This window comes from Scandinavium sp. M-37 (genome assembly GCF_043558715.1).
In the GTDB taxonomy this organism is placed as follows: domain Bacteria; phylum Pseudomonadota; class Gammaproteobacteria; order Enterobacterales; family Enterobacteriaceae; genus Scandinavium; species Scandinavium vulneris_A.
The window spans coordinates 259,294-279,826 of the sequence record NZ_JBIGIN010000001.1 but is presented as its reverse complement, the minus strand read 5'-3'; the positions used below and the strand labels follow the sequence as shown (position 1 = coordinate 279,826).

The 20,533-nt window shown below is 54.9% G+C and carries 12 protein-coding genes; 5 read left to right on the top strand and 7 right to left on the bottom strand.

Annotated elements, in window-relative coordinates; genetic code table 11:
- The first annotated feature begins 496 nt into the window (after positions 1–496).
- Both ygfT and ACG0Z5_RS01355 read left to right on the top strand, forming a co-directional pair.
- The gene (ygfT, locus tag ACG0Z5_RS01360) at positions 497–2,437 is read left to right on the top strand and encodes a formate-dependent uric acid utilization protein YgfT (protein ID WP_394444955.1); all 1,941 of its coding nucleotides are present in this window, start codon (positions 497–499) and stop codon (positions 2,435–2,437) included.
- The gene (locus ACG0Z5_RS01355) at positions 2,434–2,910 is read left to right on the top strand and encodes a 4Fe-4S dicluster domain-containing protein (RefSeq protein ID WP_394444954.1); all 477 of its coding nucleotides are present in this window, start codon (positions 2,434–2,436) and stop codon (positions 2,908–2,910) included. Before ygfT ends, ACG0Z5_RS01355 begins: the two co-directional genes overlap by 4 nt.
- Before the next feature lie 75 nt (positions 2,911–2,985).
- Here the strand turns inward: ACG0Z5_RS01355 and ssnA are convergent, their stop codons facing one another.
- Both ssnA and ygfK read right to left on the bottom strand, forming a co-directional pair.
- Positions 2,986–4,320: a putative aminohydrolase SsnA gene (gene ssnA, locus ACG0Z5_RS01350; RefSeq protein WP_394444953.1), complete on the bottom strand. Its 1,335-nt coding sequence runs from the start codon at positions 4,318–4,320 to the stop codon at positions 2,986–2,988.
- Entirely contained in the window at positions 4,317–7,421 is a 3,105-nt protein-coding gene (gene ygfK / locus ACG0Z5_RS01345) for a putative selenate reductase subunit YgfK (RefSeq protein WP_394444952.1), read from the bottom strand. Before ygfK ends, ssnA begins: the two co-directional genes overlap by 4 nt.
- Positions 7,422–7,868: 447 nt before the next feature.
- Between ygfK and ACG0Z5_RS01340 the strand changes: the two genes are divergently transcribed.
- A complete protein-coding gene (locus ACG0Z5_RS01340; protein WP_394444951.1) occupies positions 7,869–8,669 on the top strand; it encodes an XdhC family protein in 801 nt (266 codons plus the stop codon).
- 34 nt (positions 8,670–8,703) lie between these two features.
- Here ACG0Z5_RS01340 and arcC read toward each other — a convergent pair whose 3' ends face one another.
- The 5 genes from arcC to ygeW form a co-directional block, all read right to left on the bottom strand.
- The gene (gene arcC, locus ACG0Z5_RS01335; RefSeq protein WP_394444950.1) at positions 8,704–9,636 is read right to left on the bottom strand and encodes a carbamate kinase; all 933 of its coding nucleotides are present in this window, start codon (positions 9,634–9,636) and stop codon (positions 8,704–8,706) included.
- Positions 9,637–9,648: 12 nt separating this feature from the next.
- Entirely contained in the window at positions 9,649–11,055 is a 1,407-nt protein-coding gene (gene hydA / locus ACG0Z5_RS01330) for a dihydropyrimidinase (RefSeq protein ID WP_394444949.1), read from the bottom strand.
- A gap of 50 nt (positions 11,056–11,105) precedes the next feature.
- Complete coding sequence (locus tag ACG0Z5_RS01325; protein ID WP_394444948.1) at positions 11,106–12,317, bottom strand: YgeY family selenium metabolism-linked hydrolase; 1,212 nt, start codon at positions 12,315–12,317, stop codon at positions 11,106–11,108.
- Between the two features lie 65 nt (positions 12,318–12,382).
- Positions 12,383–13,582: a diaminopropionate ammonia-lyase gene (dpaL, locus tag ACG0Z5_RS01320; RefSeq protein ID WP_394444947.1), complete on the bottom strand. Its 1,200-nt coding sequence runs from the start codon at positions 13,580–13,582 to the stop codon at positions 12,383–12,385.
- Between the two features lie 58 nt (positions 13,583–13,640).
- Complete coding sequence (gene ygeW, locus ACG0Z5_RS01315; protein WP_394444946.1) at positions 13,641–14,828, bottom strand: knotted carbamoyltransferase YgeW; 1,188 nt, start codon at positions 14,826–14,828, stop codon at positions 13,641–13,643.
- Between the two features lie 476 nt (positions 14,829–15,304).
- Between ygeW and ACG0Z5_RS01310 the strand changes: the two genes are divergently transcribed.
- Together ACG0Z5_RS01310 and ACG0Z5_RS01305 are read left to right on the top strand one after the other, a co-directional pair.
- Entirely contained in the window at positions 15,305–17,080 is a 1,776-nt protein-coding gene (locus ACG0Z5_RS01310) for a sigma 54-interacting transcriptional regulator (RefSeq protein WP_394445064.1), read from the top strand.
- 229 nt (positions 17,081–17,309) lie between these two features.
- Entirely contained in the window at positions 17,310–20,522 is a 3,213-nt protein-coding gene (locus tag ACG0Z5_RS01305; protein WP_394444945.1) for a molybdopterin cofactor-binding domain-containing protein, read from the top strand.
- Positions 20,523–20,533: the final 11 nt, after the last annotated feature.

Here is a 20,533-nt window from a genome sequence, read left to right as displayed (position 1 = left end):
GACTTCGCCCGGTAAGTGAGTGAACAGAGCCGAAGTTACGATTCGAAGGTCGCAACCTCCCTGAGCTGATGGCATCATCAGCGTGTTGCGCACACGGTGAGTAATATGCGTAAGCTGTGCCAAAAAATAAGCACACCACCTATCGAAAGGCATAATTGTGAAATAACTCACGGGTTAATGGATATTATGCTCGCCGATTGTGATCGCGCAGGAATAGGCCAGGCCGTTAATTATTGAGAGATATCAATATGAGATAGGGCATGTCTCATATTGGTATCATTCGCCGCGCATAAAATTATCAATAGGGTCGAAGGAGAGAGTGGTTGAACGGTAAGCTCGTGTGATCTTATTGATAGGCACTGTATATCTTGATCAATACGCGAATATTTATTTGAGGTAAGTCGCAAAAATGAGTGCGGTGTGAATGAAACAACAAAAATCGCCTGATTATTGCATCGTTTTCCTGAGTGAGTTTAAAAATAATAAAGGGAAGCAAATGAATAAATTTATCGTTGCCGATTCCGCGAACTGCATTGGATGTCACGTTTGTGAAGTGGCCTGTGTTACCGCGCATCATCAGGATAGCTGGCCCGTGCAGCGTAGTGATTTTCTTCCGCGCATTCATGTTTTATTCCACAGCAAGGCGAGCAGTGCGACAACCTGCCACCACTGTAATAATGCCCCCTGCGTCACCTCCTGTCCGACTCAGGCGCTGCAATTCGTCAACAACAGCGTCCAGTTTAAAAAGACGCTGTGTATAGGGTGTAAAAATTGCGTGGTTGCCTGCCCATTTGGCGCAATCGAGATGGTTGCTAACGATGACGATGCTCCGCTGTTGGCACACAAATGCGATCTCTGTAGCGAGCATTCTTCCGGGCAACAGGCCTGTGTCGCCAGTTGCCCGACTCAGGCACTGCGCCTGATAGATGAGGTGAGCATCACTGCGCTTCGAAAGGAACGCCAGGTTCGTTCTGTCATGGGTCAGCTCACGGGGCCGCTTCGTGGCGAACGCCGCAACGCGATTCTCGATAAAGCGCCACGGGTTGGGGCGAAAAAAGTTGCCGCGAATGCGCGCCGCGAGCACTTCGAGGAGATCTATCCGCCGCTGGGAGAGTGTGATGCCGAATACGAGAGCGAGCGTTGCCTCTACTGCGCACAGAAAGCGTGGTGCAACTGGACCTGCCCGCTGCATAACTCGATTCCGGATTTCATCCGTCTGGTGAACGAGGGCAAAATAATTGAGGCCGCCGAGCTGTGCCACCAGAGCAGTTCGCTACCGGAGATCTGCGGTCGTGTCTGTCCACAGGAGCGTCTCTGCGAGGGGGCCTGTACTCTGAAGAGTGAGGGCGGCTCGGTAGCTATCGGCAACCTCGAGCGCTATATCACCGATACCGCGCTGGCAATGGGTTGGCGGCCGACCATCGGTGATATTACCCCGCGCAAAGAGCGGGTGGCGGTAATCGGTGCCGGGCCTGCCGGTCTCGGCTGCGCGGATATTCTGGCCCGCAGTGGCGTGCATGTTGACGTATTTGACCGGCATCCGGAGATAGGCGGTCTTCTGACCTTCGGCATTCCGCCGTTCAAACTTGATAAACACATACTGGCGGTACGGCGTGAAATCTTCAGCAACATGGGTATTCACTTCCATCTCAACCAGGAGATCGGCCGCGACGTGGCCTTCAGCGACCTGATAGAGAACTACGATGCCCTCTTCCTTGGCGTCGGCACTTATGGACTGATGGCCGCCGGTCTGGAAGGAGAAGATGCCCCGGGGGTGATCCAGGCACTGCCGTTCCTGATTGCCAGCACTCGAGAGGTGATGGGGTTGGAAGAGAGCGCTGAATATCCGCTGACCGGCATCCAGGGTAAGAATGTGGTCGTATTGGGCGGTGGAGACACGGCGATGGATTGTCTGCGTACCGCGGTTCGCCGTGGTGCCACGAGTGTGACCTGCGCTTACCGTCGAGACGAGCTGAGTATGCCGGGATCGAAAAAAGAGGTGGTGAATGCCCGGGAAGAAGGGGTGAACTTCGAGTTCAACGTCCAGCCGCAGTATATCCAGCGCAACCGCAAAGGACAGGTCAGCGCAGTCGGGATGATACGCACCAAAATGGGTGAGCCTGGCCCGGACGGCCGTCGCCGCCCGCAGCCGATTGCCGGATCGGAGTTTGAGCTGCCAGCCGACGTATTGATCATGGCCTTTGGTTTTCAGGCGCACGATATGCCGTGGCTGCGCGGCCACGGCATCAAACGGGATCGCTGGGGGCAAATTCTTACCGGTGGTAAAGGGCGCGCAACCACACAAACCAGCAATGACAAAATCTTTGCCGGGGGCGATGCGGTGACCGGGGCAGACCTGGTGGTCACCGCCATGGCCGCAGGGCGGACGGCAGCCAGTGAGATGTTGGCTCGGTTCAGAGAGAAGGAGGAGGTATGACCAATTTTATCGTCGCCAGCCCACAAGATTGTATCGGCTGTAGAACTTGTGAGGTGGCTTGTGCGCTGGAGCATGTGGTTGCGGGCGCGGAGTTTCATCCGCGCCTCACCGTGATGCGCCTCGATGATCTCAGCGTGCCGGTCATGTGTCATCAGTGTGAGAACGCCCCCTGCGTGGGGGCCTGTCCCACTGGCGCGCTCAGTATGGGGAGTGAGCGGGTAGAAGCCGATGCCAGGCATTGCATCGGCTGTCAGAGCTGTGCGGTGGCCTGTCCGTTTGGTGCCATCACCATTGAAGTGAATGCCGGGCAGGCTCCGGTTATCGTGAAGTGCGATTTGTGCGGCGACCGGAGTCGCGGCCCCGCCTGTGTGGACGTTTGCCCTACCGCTGCGCTTAGCAAGATGACCGAAAAGCAGCTTGATGACCTGCAAAAGCAGCGCAATATCGCTACTGCCGTGCTGTTTACACTGTAAGTTCTTTTGCCGGGCCAGTAAAAAGCCCGGCCATTGCTGGCCGGGCTTGCTGATAGCGTTACGCTAGTGACGCTATCACGGTAGGGCATCCATCCTCTCCCACATCTTCTTCGCCACGTCCTGTGCTTTTTTGAAGATTGGCGCACAGTTGAATCTGAACTGGCGATCTTCATAGATCATCAGCCCGTTCACCATCACACTGTGAACGTTGTTGGATCCCAGACCGAAGGCAATATGGCCCGCAACGTTATTTGCAATTAGCGGTGTCGGCGGTAGGTAGTCGCAGATTGTTAGGTCAGCCATGCAGCCCGCCTCCAGCCGGCCAAACGGTGCGCCAAAGTTGCGGCTCAACAGTTCGTTACCGTTGCTCAGCGTCTTCGCAAAGCTGTCCGGCCACCACGGGCCCCCGGCATCGCGGTGTTTGAAGAAAGCAAACTTCATTTCCTCAAACATATCGGAGCCAATGCCGTCAGTACCCAGCGCCAGGTTGTGGATTTGCGGCAGGCGAGGGTTATAGCCGACGTGGTTGTTCATGTTCGAGCGCGCATTATGTACCAGGAAACCGTTCTTAGCGTTCAGCAGCTCAATGTCGGCGTCGGAGAGATAGAGGCCGTGAGCAATCAGCGTTTTGCTGTCAATCAGGTCAAACTCCGCCAACCGTACCAGTAGATCCTTACCATAGCGGTGATGGCTATGAGAGACATCGTAACTGTCTTCCGCGGCATGAATGTGTAGGCCGCGCCCGGTCGCTTTCAGCGCTTCGCTCAACATCGCCAGCCCCTCGTCGGGCACGGTGAACGGCGCGTGGGCGCCGATATGGGATTCCACCAGATAAGGTTCGTCACCTTTCTGCCGCGCGGCATCGATCTCTTTAGCGAAGCGAATGTTCTCTTCCACACCGTCGCACAACTCGCGGCTGCCGTTGTTGCGATCGGTGGTTTCGAAACAGGTCATTCCGCGCAGGCCAACCTTAATGAAAGCGTTACGTAGCTGGCTCAGAGATCCAGCAATATAGTTTGGCGATGCATGGTGGTCGATGACCGCCGTACAGCCGCTGCGCACGGCCTCCATGGCGCAGATAAGTCCACTGTAATAGAGAGACTCCTCGTCCAGTGCCAGATCGAGCCGCCACCAGAGGTTTTTCAGGGTGGAGATAAAGTCCGGGCTCGGGGCGATATTCGCCTGAATGCCGCGGGACAGGCCCGAGTAAAAGTGGTTGTGGGAGCAAACCATTCCAGGCATGACCAGTCGCCCATGCATCTCTTTGGTTTGCGCTTGCGGATAGCGCTGAGCCAGCGCTGGACCGACGTCGAGGATTTTGCCATTTTCAATAGCAATATCGACCTTTTCCCACACTTTCGCCGGATATAACTGCGCGGCGGTGGCATTTTTAAGAATGATGATGCTCATACTTCGACGCCTCCCAGCAGATAGCTATGATGCTGATGAACATGACTAATGATGCGAAAGATATCTTCAAGCCCTTCAGGCACGCTGTCGCACTGGCCGTTACTATTGATAGGGCGCTGCCAAACGTTGCCGTCCTGACGCACGGTGACTTTTCCGCTGTCGATGAAGAAGCCCGGATTGGTGCTGTTGACAAAATCCTGCTCCAGGCTGAAGACGGTCACTTTATCCTTGTACGGACGGCCCTGCCATGGGCAGAACTGGGCGCAGTTACCGCACTCATTGCAATAGGCGTCGAGGTGCAGCGTCTGGAAACGATTCTGGAATCCTGGCACGGCAATTGAGACGTTGGCGCGGTTCGGGCAGACGTCAACGCACTTGCTGCAGACGTAGTTACACTCCAGGCAGCGACTCGCTTCCTGCACCACGAAGACCTCGCGATTGTCTTTATCAACCTGAGTGATAGCGATGTTGCCTTTACGCTGGTAAATCTCCGCGGGATCAACGTTGTTCCAGCGCTTGTTGTTGTGATGGCTGGCTATATTTTCCCGAGCCAAAATGACATCGGTTGCCCGGCGAGCGTTGCCAATCGCAGAAACTATCGAGGAGGGACCGCGCTGCACGTCGCCAATCAGGAACACATTAGAATGGCTGGTTTCGCCTTCGGCGTTAACCACCGGCCAACCCTGTGGGTCAAGCGGGATCCCCATCGCCGATAATGCCTCGCTATCCTGCTGCTCACCGATGGCGGTGATCAGGGAGTCAATCTTCAGCACCCGGGTCTCATCGGTGGCTATCGGACGGCGGCGGCCTTTTTCATCCGCTTCACCCAGTCTCATCACCCGCACTTCGAGAGTCCCGTCGGCGTTGAACTGCTCGGGATTGCACAACCATTCAAAATTGACGCCGTCGTGAGCTGCCTCTTCATACTCTTCGCGCCAGGCGGGCATCTCCTGCTGCGAGCGGCGATAGACGATAGTGGCACTTTGCACGCCCGGCACACGTAATGCGGCGCGAGCGCAGTCCATCGCGGTATTGCCCGCGCCGACGATGGCGACGTGTTTGCCCATATTCAGTGTGTCGCCACGGTTGAACGCTTTTAAGAACGGGAGGGATTTATGCACGTTCTGGTTATCACCTCGCAGCGTGACGCCGCTGTTCTTGTCAGTACCGGTGCCAACAAGCACGTAGCGGAAGCCTTGCGCCTGCAGTTTTTCAACCGTCAGGTGCGGATCGCAACCGTAAACAATGTTGACCCCGTGATTGACCACAAAGTCGATGTCTTGCTGGATAAGCTCTCCCGGGATGCGGAACTGCGGAATGATGTTCTGCACCACGCCGCCTGCATTGGCTTCGCGCTCAAACAGGGTCACCGGATGACCTGCGCGCGCGAGGAAGTAGCCCGCCGCAAGCCCTGCCGGACCCGCGCCAATCACCGCTACCGGGTGCATGGAGCCAGATCCAGCCGGTTTATGCCAGCGCTGCTGGTACGCCTCCCAGCCTTTTTCCAGCGCCACTTTTTTCAGCTCGCGGATATTGAGAGCGCTGTCATAGTCGAGGCGGGTACAGTTGTATTGGCACTGGTGATCGCAAATGTGGCCGGTGATGGCCGGTAGGGCGTTGCGCTGATAAATCAGCGCCAACGCGTCGGCGTAGCGGTGCTCGCCCAAGAGGCGAATATATTCCGGGATATCCTGCTTGATGGCGCAGGCGGTGACACAGGGAGCGACGTAGCAGTCGGTCAACGGTAATGGTTCGCCTGTGTCGATGCGATCGTCCGGTTTCCACTGCTTCTGGGTGTACTCCATGCTGACCGCTCTCTCCGCCAGCGCGTTCAGACGCTCGACGTCAACCTGTGTCATGTTCCAGCCGTCGGCCTGTTCCAGTTCGCGCATACAGGCGGTCAGGCGCAGGTAGCCACCGGGTTTCAAGAGATCAGTCGCCATGGTGATCGGCCGGATGCCGGTTTCAAAGATGTCGCGGATGTTGATTTGGCTGGCGCCGCCGGAATAGGAGATAGGCAGCTTGCCATCAAATGCTCTGGAGAGCAGGGCGGCCACGTTGATCGACAGCGGGAACAGGGCGCGGCCGGACATGTACATCTCGTCCCCGGGCAGTGCGCCTTTATTGTTGAGCGTGCCAAGGGTATTGGTCAGCTTGACGCCGAAGCCCAGATTGCGGGTTTTCGCCAGTGCCATCAGGCGGGTCAGCATTTCCAGCGCCTGATCAATCTTCAGGTCGTGCTCAAACGACGCTTCGCTGAGGCCGATATAGTCAAAGCCGCAGGTGTCGAGGATCTCACGTACGCGCGCAAAACCAAGCAGGGTCGGGTTCAGTTTGACGAAGGTATTGATGTGCTTCTCTGCCAGCATGTAGCGGCAAATGGCTTCGATTTCATCCGGCGGGCAGCCGTGCATGGTGGAAAGGGTGACACCCTGAACCAGGATGCCGGGAACGCGCTGCGCCAGCGTATCGAGCTCCGCTTTGCGGGCACTTTGCGGCAGGCTGTCGATAAAGTTCTTATCGTGCAACCAGCGATTAAGGATGTCGCGGTACTGAGCGAATTTCGGATGGGCGGAGGCGTCCATCATGTTGTCAATGAACTCCTGCATCGGCGGTTGCTTGATACCGTCGAGGTTGTAGCCGACGCTCATATTAAAAACAAAGGACTTGCCGTCTTTATTGGGCGTCAGAGCAAAAACGTGCTCCAGCAGATGCAGCGCGAACCATGCCTTGAGGTACTCATCCCAGGCTTTCTTCAGGGTAAACTCGGTGGACCACTCAGTGTTGAAGCCTTCATCCTCAGCATCAATGCAGGGTTTTTCCAGCTCCAGCCGGTCGAGAATTTGTACGGTTTTCAGTTCGATAAACCGCCCGCCGAGCAGCCAGGCGGTGATGATGTTCTGTGCCAGTTGCGTGTGCGGCCCGGCGGCAGGACCGAGAGGTGTTGCGCAGTGCTCGCCAAACACGCTAAACGGGTGCGGTGCTTGTGGTGAATAGAACTGCTGTTCGGGAATGCCAAAAATAGACCCTTGAGTCTGATATTCATCGAAAATGCGCGTCAAAAGCTCCTCAAACGGGACGGGACGCATAATATCTCCCATAACCCTCTCCTTAGACATATTTGTTAGAACGACATTGCCGGTTTACATAATCCCGACGGATGACAGGAGAAGAGCAACAATCACACCAGTTATTCAGATAAGAGGATTAACAATCAGGAATTTGTGAAGCGGCTCGAAACTCGATGGCAGTGTGTGAATTAATTCACAGTAGTTTAATGAGAATTAAAATCACTCCATGTTCTTCTCTCCACTTGTTTATCAAATAAAGCGCGAAAATATCAGAATGATAATCTCTCTACGTCGATGTCTGGTTAACACATCACTTGATGTAGCATCGCGCGGAAAATAACTTGTTCTGCCTCGCAATTTTCGCTTTCTGCGGGCAAGAAAAAGGACGCTTCTCACGCTTTAAAACAAAAGCCTTTCAACCAGCATGAATATTGCATTGGCGTCATAAACCATTGTGACGGCCATCCAGAGGTTGGTATGAATATTTTTGCAGAAGCAGCACGACTTGAAGAACAGAACCGTTCCTTCGCCCTGGCGGAAATTGTTGAATGTCGGGGATCGACCCCCAGGCACACCGCCCGAATGCTAATCCGTGAAGAGGGGTCGATAGTGGGCACTATCGGCGGCGGCATGGTTGAGCGTAAAGTCATTGACGAAGCGCTTGAGGCGCTACGTGAGAAGGTATCACGTATGTTTCACGGTCGGATGGCACGCGGCGGTGGCGATGCGGTCGGCTCTGACTGCGGCGGCGCGATGTCGGTATGGATAAGCGTCCACTGCCAACGTCCCCGGCTGCTGTTAATCGGCGGCGGGCATGTCAATTGCGCCATTGCTCACGCTGCCGCACAGTTAGATTTTGATATTTGCGTGGGCGATATCTATTACGGAAGTCTGAATCCTGACAACTTTCCCGCCTCTGTGCGTCTGGTTCACGGGACCAGTTTTCGGGAGGTGGTGGATGCAATGGCGATCCAGCCGCAGGATTTTGTCCTGATCGCCACCAACAATCAGGACCGGGAGGCGCTAGACCGATTGATCGTTCAGCCGGTTGCCTGGCTGGGATTACTGGCCAGCCGCAGAAAAGTGCAGGTTTTTTTACGTCAGATGCGCGAGAACGGCGTGCCGGAGGCAGATATCGGGCGTCTGCGAGCGCCTATTGGCTATGACATCGGCGCGGAGACGCCAAATGAGATTGCTATCAGCGTGCTGGCAGAGATCCTGCAGGTGAAAAATGGCGCGTCGGGAGGCTTAATGACTCATCTGAGAGAGGGGGAGTAAAAAGGTTGCCGGGCAGACGAACCCGGCTTCCGCTTTACTGGCTAATGATAGTGCCCGTTTTCCCTTCAATACCCTCTTTGGCTTTGCTCAACACCGTAATCAGCGCCTTGCGGCCCGGACGGGAGCGGGCGAAGGAGGTGGCGGCTTCAACTTTCGGCAGCATCGAACCTTCGGCGAAGTGGCCTTCCTCGATAAAATGCTCGGCATCGCTTAGGGATATTTTGTCCAGCCACTGCTCGTTGGCTTTGCCGAAGTTGATGGCAACTTTTTCCACGGCGGTGAGGATAATCAGCAAGTCAGCGTCAATCATCTCCGCGAGTTTGGCGCTGGCCCAGTCCTTGTCGATAACTGCACTGGCACCTCGCAGGTGGTTGCCCTCGCGGATCACCGGGATACCCCCGCCGCCAGCAGTGATCACCACGTGGCAGGCATCCATCAACTCCTTCACTGTTTTTTTCTCGATGATGTCGACCGGTTTCGGTGAGGCGACAACGCGACGGTAGCCGCGTCCAGCGTCTTCTCGCAGGGTGTAGCCGTTTTGGGTCAGCTTCTCGGCCTCCTCTTTAGTGAAGAATGAGCCGATGGGCTTGGTCGGATTGAGAAAGGCTTCATCGTTGGCATCGACTTCCACCTGGGTTATCAGCGTCGCCACAGGAATATCCAGCTGGCGCGACAGCAGCTCCTCACGCAGGGCATTCTGCAGGTCGTAGCCGATATAGCCCTGGCTGAGGGCTACGCAGACCGACATCGGCAGCATCGGCGTATGGGCTTCGGTTTTCGCCGCCGCTTCAAAAGCGAGGTTGATCATCCCCACCTGCGGGCCGTTGCCGTGGGTGACCACCACCTGGTGGCCCTGGGCGATGAGATCGACGATCGCCTGGGCGGTCTGTTTGACTGCTTGCATCTGGCCGGCGAGATCGTCACCCAGCGCATTCCCGCCGAGGGCGAGAACAATTTTTTTACTCATAATTTCCTCTCATTAACTCTCTGGCCCGCTGACGGGCAGGTGAGCGGTAGAAAAGCGGTTACGACGTAAGAAGCGGCCCTGACCGGCGCTGCCGGTAAAGACGCCGTTGTCAAAAATGACCTTGCCGTGGGAGAGCGTCTGTCGAATGGCTCCCTGGCAGATAAAACCCTCATAGGGCGAATAGTCGGCGTTGTCGTGCAGCATCTCATGGTGGATGGTGGTGGTGCGGTTCGGGTCAATAATGACCACATCGGCATCGGCACCGGGGGCCAGCAGCCCCTTCTGCGGCCACAAACCAAACAGTTTCGCAGGATTGGCACTGGTAAGCGCCACGAAGCGTTCAGGTGTGATGCGCCCGCTCATCACGCCGTGGGAGAACAGCAGCAGCAGGCGGTTTTCCACTCCCGGCAGGCCATTCGGACAGCGGCTGAAGTCGCCTCCGGAAATCTGCCTGCGCTGCACCGATGAGAAGGTGCAGTGGTCGGTGGCGACCGTGTCGATGGAACCGTCGTGAATACCACACCATAGCGCGTCGTTGTTGCTGGCGTTGCGCAGGGGAGGGCTAAGCAGGTAGTTGAGGGCATCTTCGCGCTCATAGCAACGGTCATCGAGTAGCAGGTACTGAGGACAGGTTTCCACCCAGACCGGTTGCTGTCGCGCTCTGGCGAGACGCAGATACTCCAGCCCCAGCGCGTTGGAGAGGTGCACGATATAGAGAGGGGCATTGCCTGCCAACTGGGCCAGATTAATCATCCTGGCGATGGCCTCAGCCTCGCATTCCAGCGGGCGGCTCAGGGCGTGATAGCGCGGAGCGGTCTTCCCGGCGCCGACAAACTCTGCCCGACGCTGGGCGATGGCGGCATCATTTTCTGGATGCACGGTGGTCAGCGCCCCCGCGCGCTGCAGGTGACGCATGGCCAGTAGCACCTCATCATCGTTCAGTTTGTACTGGTAGGTCAGGTAGAGCTTGAAGCTGCTGATCCCGGCCTCTACCAGCATAGGGATCTCGTCGAGAATGCCGTGATTGACGTGTTGAATCACGCCGTGAAAACTGTAGTCGATCACTGCTTTATAGGCGGCGTAGCCACGGTAGACGTCAAACTGGTGGCGCAGGTGACAGCCCGCAGGACCAAACCCCATATGGTCAACGATAGTGGTGGTGCCGCCGCAAGCTGCGGCCCGGGTTCCGGTAAAGAAATCATCGCAGCTGCGGGCAAGGCCAGCATCAATGTTGAAGTGGGTGTGGACATCGACACCGCCGGGCATCACATAACAATCTTCGGCATCAATAATTTCGCAGGGTTGTTCCGCCTCAATGACGTCGGCAAGATGTTTGACGAGGCCATCTTCGATCAGTAGGTCCTGCTTCACCACTCCATCGGCATTGACGACGAGGCCATTCTTAATCAGTACGCGCATAGGAACCTCAACATCCCGCCGCAGGGCGCGGCGGGAGACAGGACGAACGATTACTCCGTGGCCAGCCAACTCAGCGGAATGGCCGCATACATCGCGGCGCACGTCACCAGATGGGGTTTCCAGGTTTTCTCATTTGGCGCGTGGGCTTCCGGCTCTTTACCCGGACCAAAGCCGATAACCGGAATACCGTGACGGCCCATGATGGAGACACCGTTAGTAGAGAAGGTCCACTTATCTACCACCGGCGCTTTTCCGAATAAGCCTTCATAGGCGTTGCTAAGGGCGCGAACGGTGAAGTGGTTCTCTTCGACTTTCCAGGTCGGGAAGTAGCATTCGGTCGGGTAGACCAGACCAGTCCATGATGGACGCTCGTAGTTGTACATTGAGACAACGGCGTTTGCTTTCTGCACCGCAGGCAGGGCGCGGATCTCTTCCAGAGCACCTTCCCAGGTTTCGCCCCAGGTCAGACGGCGGTCAATGGAGACGGCGCAGCTGTCCGCGACCGCGCAGCGGCTTGGGGAGGTGAAGAAAATTTCCGACACTGTCAGGGTGCCTTTTCCAAGGAACTTATCATATCCAAGTTTCTGAGAGAGTTGCTCTAGCTCGGTCAATACCGGTGCCATTTTGAAGATGGCGTTGTCGCCGCGCTCTGGTGCCGAGCCGTGGCAGCTAATGCCCTGTACTTCGACGCGGATCTCCATACGTCCACGCTGGCCGCGATAGATCTGGCAGTCGGTCGGTTCGGTGCTGACCACGAACTCGGGGCGAATACCGGACTGCTCAATAATGTACTGCCAGCACAGACCATCGCAGTCTTCTTCCTGAACGGTACCGGTCACCAGCAGGGTGTATTCATCTTCCAGGCCCAAGTCCTTGATGATTTTACCGGCGTACACCATCGAGGCCATTCCACCTTCCTGATCAGACGCGCCGCGCCCACCGATCAGTTCATCGGTCTCCATACCTTCGTACGGATCAAAGTTCCAGTTTTTGATATTGCCGACGCCCACGGTATCAATATGAGCATCCATCGCCACCAGACGCGGACCGTGGCCGATGTAGCCCAGCACGTTGCCCATCGGGTCGACTTCGACTTTATCAAAGCCGACTTTCTGCATCTCTTCCTTGATGCGATGTACGACACGCTTCTCATCACAGCTTTCGCTCGGGATGGCGATCATATCGCGCAGGAAACGGGTCATCTCTTTCTCATACTGCTGTGCTTTTTCTACAATTTCTTTGAACGGAATTTGCTTAGCCATGAATGTGCTCTCCGGTTCTGAATAGTGATTTCCCGTCCAGCGGGCGGAATTTGACAGGTTTGTTGTTACTGAACTGCTGGGTGTTTGCCTTCCCAGACCACTTCGCGATAGTGCTTAACGTCGGTATCACCTTCAGTGCTAATCACCAGCACGACGGCGTTACTGTCCAGTTTCAGCTTGTGCATCAGCGTTTCACGCTGTGGATTAAAGTGAACGGCGGCCAGAAGGCCAAGACCGACGGCTCCGGATTCACCCGATAGGATGCGCGGGTCGTGGCCTAGCGGATTCCCCAGCACCCGCATACCCAGCGCGGCGACGGCATCCTGACAAGAAACAAACTGTGTGGCGCAGTTACGCAGCACTTCCCAGCCCAATGGGTTCGGTTCACCGCAGGCAAGGCCTGCCATAATGGTGGGCATATCACCTCTGACGTTGACAATCTGGCCTTTAACCCCGGAGCGATAGAGGCAGTCCGCCAATTCCGGCTCGACAATGATAGAGTGCAGGTTCTTCGCGCCGTAAGCGTCGGCCAGATAGCTCAACACACCGCCAGCCATGGCTCCCACGCCCCCCTGGAGCAGCACGTGTGTTGGACGCGAGATACCCATTAAGGCTATCTGTTCAACCGCTTCGTCAGCGAGGGTGGCGTAACCCTGCATTATCCAGGTTGGGATTTTGGTGTAGCCTTCCCAGGCGGTGTCTTGCACCACTTCCCAGCCGTTTTTGGCTGCGGTTTGCATAGTGAAGCGCACGGTATCGTCGTAGTTCATATCGGTGACAATGCACTCGGCTCCGAGGTGCAAAATCGCGTCAACACGCTCTTGCGCGGAACCCTTAGGCATATAGATGACAGCATTCTGCCCCAGTTGCTGGGCTGCCCACGCCACACCTCGACCGTGGTTGCCATCGGTGGTGGTGGCAAAGGTCATTTTCTCTTTGATGCTTGATTTCAATTCTTCGAAGGAGAGACCGTTGATATCAAGACGGTATTTTTCACAAAGCAACTGGGCGATGGCGTAGGAGCCACCCAGCATTTTGAATGCGTTAAGGCCAAAGCGTTGAGATTCGTCTTTAACCAGAATTTTTTGCACACCAAACAGGGCTGCCAGTTCATTCAACGCCACCAGAGGCGTAGGCTTATAACCGTTAATTTTTCGGTGAAAGAGGCGTGCCTGTTGCGCCTGCTGGCGTGAAAACAGCGGCGATGTCTCCCCGTTGAAAAAACGATTATCGGCAATATCCATTTTCAGTGAGAAAGCAGACATACTCGATCCTTATCCTTTAAGGGCAAAATAGTGGGCTGACCCGCAGGCCAGCCGGCGATTATTTGATACGTTTCTGCGCTTCCGAAAGCAGTTGCTCCAGCACCTGGCCCGGGTTCGAATATTTGCGGCAGACGATCATCGCGGCGATGATGTACGGCTTCCAGCTAGCCTCTTTGTAGGTCGGGATACGGTATTTCTCGAAGACGGCTTCGGTGACTTCACCTTCTTTACAGGAGACACCAGTGATATCCGCTGGCAGGCAGTGCATGTACAGCGCTTCGCTGTCGCGGGTGTGCTTCATCATCTCTTCGGTGCAGTGCCAGTTTTTGTGTTTGGCATTTTGCTCAAGACAGGCTTTCTCCAGCGCCTTCAGGCCGTCGTGATCGTTAGCGCGCAGCAGGTCGGTGCGTTTTTCCATCACTTTGTACGGCGCCCAGGATTTTGGATAGACGATGTCGGCGTCTTTGAAGGCCTCTTCCATGCTGGTGACCTGCCGGAAGCTACCACCGGAGGCTTTGGCGTTGTTTTTCGCCACCTCGATAACATCAGGGATCAGGTCGTAGCCTTCCGGATGGGCAAGGGTGACGTCCATGCCGAAGCGCGTCATCAGGCCGATAATGCCTTGAGGCACGGAGAGCGGCTTGCCATAACTCGGAGAGTAGGCCCAGGTCATGGCGATTTTTTTGCCTTTCAGGTTCTCCAGCGAGCCGAAGTGTTCGCGTAGCCAGGCCAGATCAGCCATCGACTGGGTTGGATGGTCGATATCGCATTGCAAGTTGATCAGCGCCGGACGCTGCGGCAACACGCCATGCTTGTAGCCATCATCCAACGCTTCGCCGACTTCGCGCATATAAGCGTTGCCCGCTCCCAGGAACATGTCATCGCGGATACCGATCGCGTCAGCGCAAAAGGAGATCATGTTGGCGGTTTCACGGACAGTTTCTCCGTGGGCGATTTGCGATTTTCCCTCATCCAGATCCTGCTGAGCCAGGCCTAACAGGTTCAGTGCGGAGGCATAGGAGAAGCGAGTACGGGTAGAGTTGTCGCGGAAAACGGAGATGCCCAGCCCATTGTTAAACACGTTGGTGGCGATATTTTCAGCGCGTAGCGTCTTCAGTGCGGCAGCAACATCCAGCACCTGTTTCAGTTCGTCCGGCGATTGCTCCCAGGTCAACAGAAAGTCTTTCTCGCTGAGGTGAGAGTTGAGTTTGTTGATATCCTTAATCAGTTCGTTAACAGTTTTCATGCTTTAATCCTGGTCGTGAATGACGGGCTTAATGATTGCTGTGCGGTCGAATATGCAATGTTTCCGAATGAGTGACTGCCAGCGCTGTATTATCACTAACAATAAGCGTGCCAGATCCCCGACAAGGACGGCGGTGAAGTTTAAATGAGGATAATTATGCGAGGCCTATCACGAATTTAATCGGTTCAGAGAGGAAAATTTTAAATAGACATTTTATCTGCGGCATATTTTTCATCAATTCATTAAATTCATGCCACAAAAAACGTTCGGATATCACACCAATATGATAAATCGCGAGGTATTTTTATCATACTGATAGGAAAGTGTGATAGGTATTGCATATTTTAGACAAAGGAGATAAGTAGCATTATCTATATCAATATTGTAAGAAGGCGAGGGAGTATAATTCTGCAAACGAATAAATATACCGTCTTGCACTTGTAGTGCTTCAGGTGAGCAATATTAAAAGGCCGATTATGATACCGTCCACGACCCCTTCCATTTTGATGCAGGTTCAACCTACGATTCAAAAGTTTGCCAGGATGCTCTCTAGCGTGCTTCAGCTGGAAGTTGAGATAGTTGATAGCGCACTGTATCGAGTCGCGGGCACTGGCACGTTCAATAAATCACTTGGGCAGAAATTAAGTACAAATTCGCGACTTCTTAGCTACATAATTGAAACAAAAAAAGAAAAAGTTGTTACCCACTCCCGCTTTGATCCCTTATGTAAAGGTTGCAGCACGAAAGATAAATGCGACGAAAAGGCATTTATCGGCACACCTGTTATATATCATGACCAGTGCGTCGGCGTTGTCAGCCTGGTTGCACTAACACGCGAGCAGCAGGAGCGTATAAACGAAAATACTCAGGAATTCTCCGATTACGTCCGCCACGTTTCATCCATATTTGTCTCCCGATTTTTGCATGACCAGTCCGGTAGCGATAATATCCAGAAGATATTTTTAACCATGATTGAAAATATGGATCAGGGTGTGCTAGTGATTGGTAGCGACCAGAATGTGAAATTCGCCAACCACACGGCGCTGAAGATAATGGGCATCAATCAGGGAAGCTTAATAGGTAAAACCCTCAACTTCCAGCCACTGACCTTCGAAGATAATTTCAAGCACGGTCACATGCAACACATCATCGCCTTTGACGATCGTAAGGAGTTGATCATCGGCCAGTTGCACGCGGTGCAGGATCACAAGTTGTTTCTGATGGCCTTCCACCAGTCTCACTCATCTGCCGATTTCACCAGCGGCCAGGAGGGACCGCAGATCGAAGCGATGGTGGGGGAATGCCGCCCGATGCGCCAGTTGAAGAAGCTGATTCGCCGCATTGCCCCAAGCCCCTCCAGCGTGATGATTGTTGGCGAAAGCGGCACGGGTAAAGAGGTTGTAGCCCGGGCTATCCACAAGCTCAGCGACCGCCAGGCTAAGCCTTTTATTGCCATTAATTGTGCGGCGATCCCCGAGCAATTACTGGAGAGCGAATTGTTTGGCTACGTTAAAGGTGCGTTTACCGGCGCATCGGCCAACGGTAAAACCGGTCTGATTCAGGCGGCCAATAACGGGACGCTGTTTCTTGATGAAATTGGTGATATGCCGCTGACCTTGCAGGCCAAGCTGCTACGGGCTATCGAATCGCGGGAGATCCAGCCGGTGGGGGCCAGCCATACGGTGTCGGTGAATATACGTATTATCTCCGCCACCAACCAGAACCTTGACCAGTATATTGCCGAGAGAAAATTTCGCGAAGATCTCTATTATCGCCTCAACGTCATTCCGTTGCGTCTGCCACCGCTGCGCGAGCGGCAGGAGGATATCGAGCTTCTGATCCACTACTTCCTGCATCTGCATACCCGCCGGCTGGATCTGGTTTATCCTGGCGTGGCACAGGATGTGATCGATTTCCTCAAGCACTATCGCTGGCCGGGCAACATCCGTGAGCTGAGCAATTTGATGGAGTATTTGGTCAATGTGGTGCCGTCAGGGGATATCGTCGATATATCGCTGTTGCCGCCAAACCTGGTCTGCAACAGTGAGATGGCGGAGCAAGCACCGTCCTGCGCGGCAGTAGCGGTTGCCTCACAGGACGACAGCGTGACAGCGCTGGAGAAGATGGAGCGGCAGATGATCCGCGACGCGCTATCGCGCTACAGTAACAAGAAGCAGGCAGCAGAGGAGCTGGGCATCGGTATCGCCACGCTCTATCGCAAAATTAAGAAATATGCGCTGGTCGGGGAGTAAATCCCCTTCAGAACTTCTGCCTTCGCACTTTCTGATGCGGATAATCATAGTGATACGCCGATTCTCTTTATGATAATTCTCGCTGCTATCCCCGCCGATTTATTCCACCACACCCCCACCATTTTTGGATTTACCTCACATATCCAATGACTCAATATGCTTTTCGAGACAGGTGGCATAGCCATTGCTTTATTCAGGCATCTTTCTTTGCGAGTGGAGACTGAATAACATGGATACATTGCTTGTCGGCAATGAAGTGCCCCGCGTAGATGGCCTCGCCAAGGTGACAGGTAAAGCCATCTACGGCGATGACATTAAAATGAACAATATGCTGTATGGCGCCTGTCGCTATGTCGATATTCCCGCCGGACGGATTGACTCTCTGGACCTGTCGGAAGCAGAAAAAGTCCCTGGCGTCGTACGTATTGCCACCTGGAATGATATTCCCGGGCAACGCAAATTAGGGGCGATCGTGCCCGACCATCCGCCAATTATCGACAACGAAATAGCCTATCGGGGCGACGTGGTTGCCGTGGTTGCCGCACAAACCTATGAAGCCGCTTGCATTGCGGTAGACAAGATCAAAATCGCCTATACCCCCTGGGAACCAATAACCTCGCCGGAAGAGGCGTTGAAGCCAGATGCCCGCCTGATTCACAGCGAGCTCGACAGCAATGTCATCAATCGACACCACACCGTAAAGGGTGATATAGACGCTGGTTTCGCGGCCTCTGCCCATGTCTTCGAGCGCGAATACGAGGTTGGCTTCCAGGAGCACGGCTACATCGAGCCGGAATCCATTACTGCCTATCTGGATAGTAACGAGCAGATCATGACTATCGAGGGGTCTATCCAAAACGCGCATCGCACCCGCGCGGTAATCGCCAAATACCTCAAGCTTCCTCAATCAAAAGTGAACATCAAACGCTCGGTGCTTGGCGGTTCCTTCGGCGGTAAAGATGACATTATTGATAACGTCTCCTGCCGCGCGGCACTGCTGGTGCATCTCACCGGACGTCCGGTGAAGATCTCATACAACCGTGAGCAGTCGATGCGCGAAAGCTACAAGCGTCACCCGTACAAGATGAAGTACCGGATTGGCCTCGATGATCAGGCACGTATTCAGGCGATTAAGATCGATATTATTGCAGACGGCGGCAGCTACTGTGGCCAAACGGTGTTCGTTACCTGGCGCAGCTCCGTGCAGGCAGCAGGCCCTTACAACATTCCTAACGTGCGTGTTGATCTGGTTGGCGTCTACACCAATAACAATTACACCTCAGCCTACCGTGGCTACGGTGCTCCGCAAGTTATCTTCGCCAACGAATCGCTTATGGATGAGGTTGCCGAGCTGATGGGCCTGTCACCGGTTGAGTTTCGTCTGCGTAATATCCTCAAGCAGGGCGACACCAGCATGGCCGGACAGGTATTCAACGATCACACCGTATCGGCCCAGGAAGTGCTCGAAAAATCGCTGCTCAAGGCCGAGTACGTTGCTAAACGGGAACACTATAAGCAGCTCAACGCCCAGGGCGGCCCAATTCGTTATGGTATCGGCTTCGCCCTGAGTCATCGCGGCTGCTCCCTCGGAGCGGAAGGTCTGGACGCCTCTTCGGCGCTGATTCAGGTCAATGCCGATGCCAGCGTCAATATCTCCACCTCGGTTTCTGAGAACGGGCAGGGGCTGCAGACCACCATGTCGATGCTGGCGGCGGAAGCTTTTGGCATTGAGCTTGAGCACGTGATGTTCACTGAGCCTGCCACCGCCATGATTGCCGACGGCGGCTCCACGGTGGCGTCTCGCGGTACGCTAATGGGTGGCAAGGCTATTCTCAGCGCAGCCGACAAAATCAAAAAGCGCATGGCAGACGCCATTAAAGAAACCCTAAAAGTCGACGGGATCGACGATATCCTCTGGCAGAACGGTAAGGTATTTAACCGCCATAACCCGGGGTTGAGCCTCAGCTTCCAACAGGTGTGCGATATGACCAAAGCCACCGGGGCGAACCTTTCTTCCTATGGCTGGCACGTTGCGCCAAGCATCCACTGGGACGAAGAAAAAGGTTGCGGCAGCCCGTACTTCACTTGGGTTTATGGTTGTCAGGTTGCCGACGTGGCCGTGGATATGCGTACCGGTAAGGTGACCGTTAACAACGTGGTCGCAACGCACGACGTGGGTAAAGTGATAAACCCGGTAGGCTTCACCGGTCAGGTCTACGGTGGTGTGCTACAGGGGATGATTGGTTACGGTATGCTGGAGGATTTCAACACCGAACAGGGTGTGGTCAAGTCAGAGAACTTCGATACCTATCTGCTGCCGACCATCAAGGATATGCCGCACATTGATATTATTGCGGTGGAGAATTACGACAAAGCCGGTCCGATGGGAGCGAAAGTCATCGGCGAACCGGTGCTGGAACTGGGCGCTGCCGCGCTTAATAACGCGGTTAGCTTCGCCATCGAGCGCCACAACCGTACTCTGCCGCTGACTCTGGAGCAGGTGCGTCTCGGCTACAACCTCAAGAAGCCGGAGCGCCAGAGCGAACAGATGCTCGAGTCCGGGGGTAAAAAACAGGTGCATCGCCTTAACACGCTGTCGCTGACCCTGCCACAGAGTTTAAAACAGGCGTTGACCCTGATGGCAGAACAGGGGGCCATGCCCATTGCGGGAGGCACCGACGTTCTGGTGCAGGCTCGGATGCAGTCCGGCGACGTGCCGCTAATCAATATTGCCGGTCTGCCGGAATTGAATGAAATATTCGACGTAGACGGCGGTGTTTCCATCGGTGCGGGTGTCTGTTTCACCGATCTGGTCAGCCATCCGCTGATTCAGCAGCGCTATCCATTGTTGGTTACCGCCTGTAAAACCATCGGTTCGCTTCAACTTCGCAACCGTGCCACCCTCGGCGGCAACATCGTCAACGCCGCGCCGTGCGCTGACTCGATGCCACCGTTGATTATCTACGATGCAGAAGTGGAGTTGAGAAGCCTACGCGGTAGCCGCCAGATACCACTCAACGAATTTGTCATTAACGGTTACCGCACCGGACTGGAATCTGATGAGTTGGTCACGCGCTTTATCTTGCCGGCGCCTATGCAGCAGCCGTTGATCAATCGCTACTTGCAGCTTGGTCGCCGCAACGCGCTGAACATCACGCGCCAGAGCCTCACCGGCCAATTTCTCGTCGATAAGGGCATTATCCGCCTTTGCCGCTTGGTGGATGGTGCCCTGATGAGCAAGCCGCAGCGTCTGCTGGAGGTTGAGCAGGAACTGACTGGCAAGCCGCTGAATGCGGAGACTATCAATAGTGCGTCTCAGGTGCTGAATGGCATGATCGAAAAAGCCATCGGCGGTCGTTGGTCGGCGCCGTACAAAATCCCGGTATTTATCGACATGTTCCGGCAGATGCTGGAAGAAGTCATGACAGAGCAGAAGAAATAAGGAGCAATGAC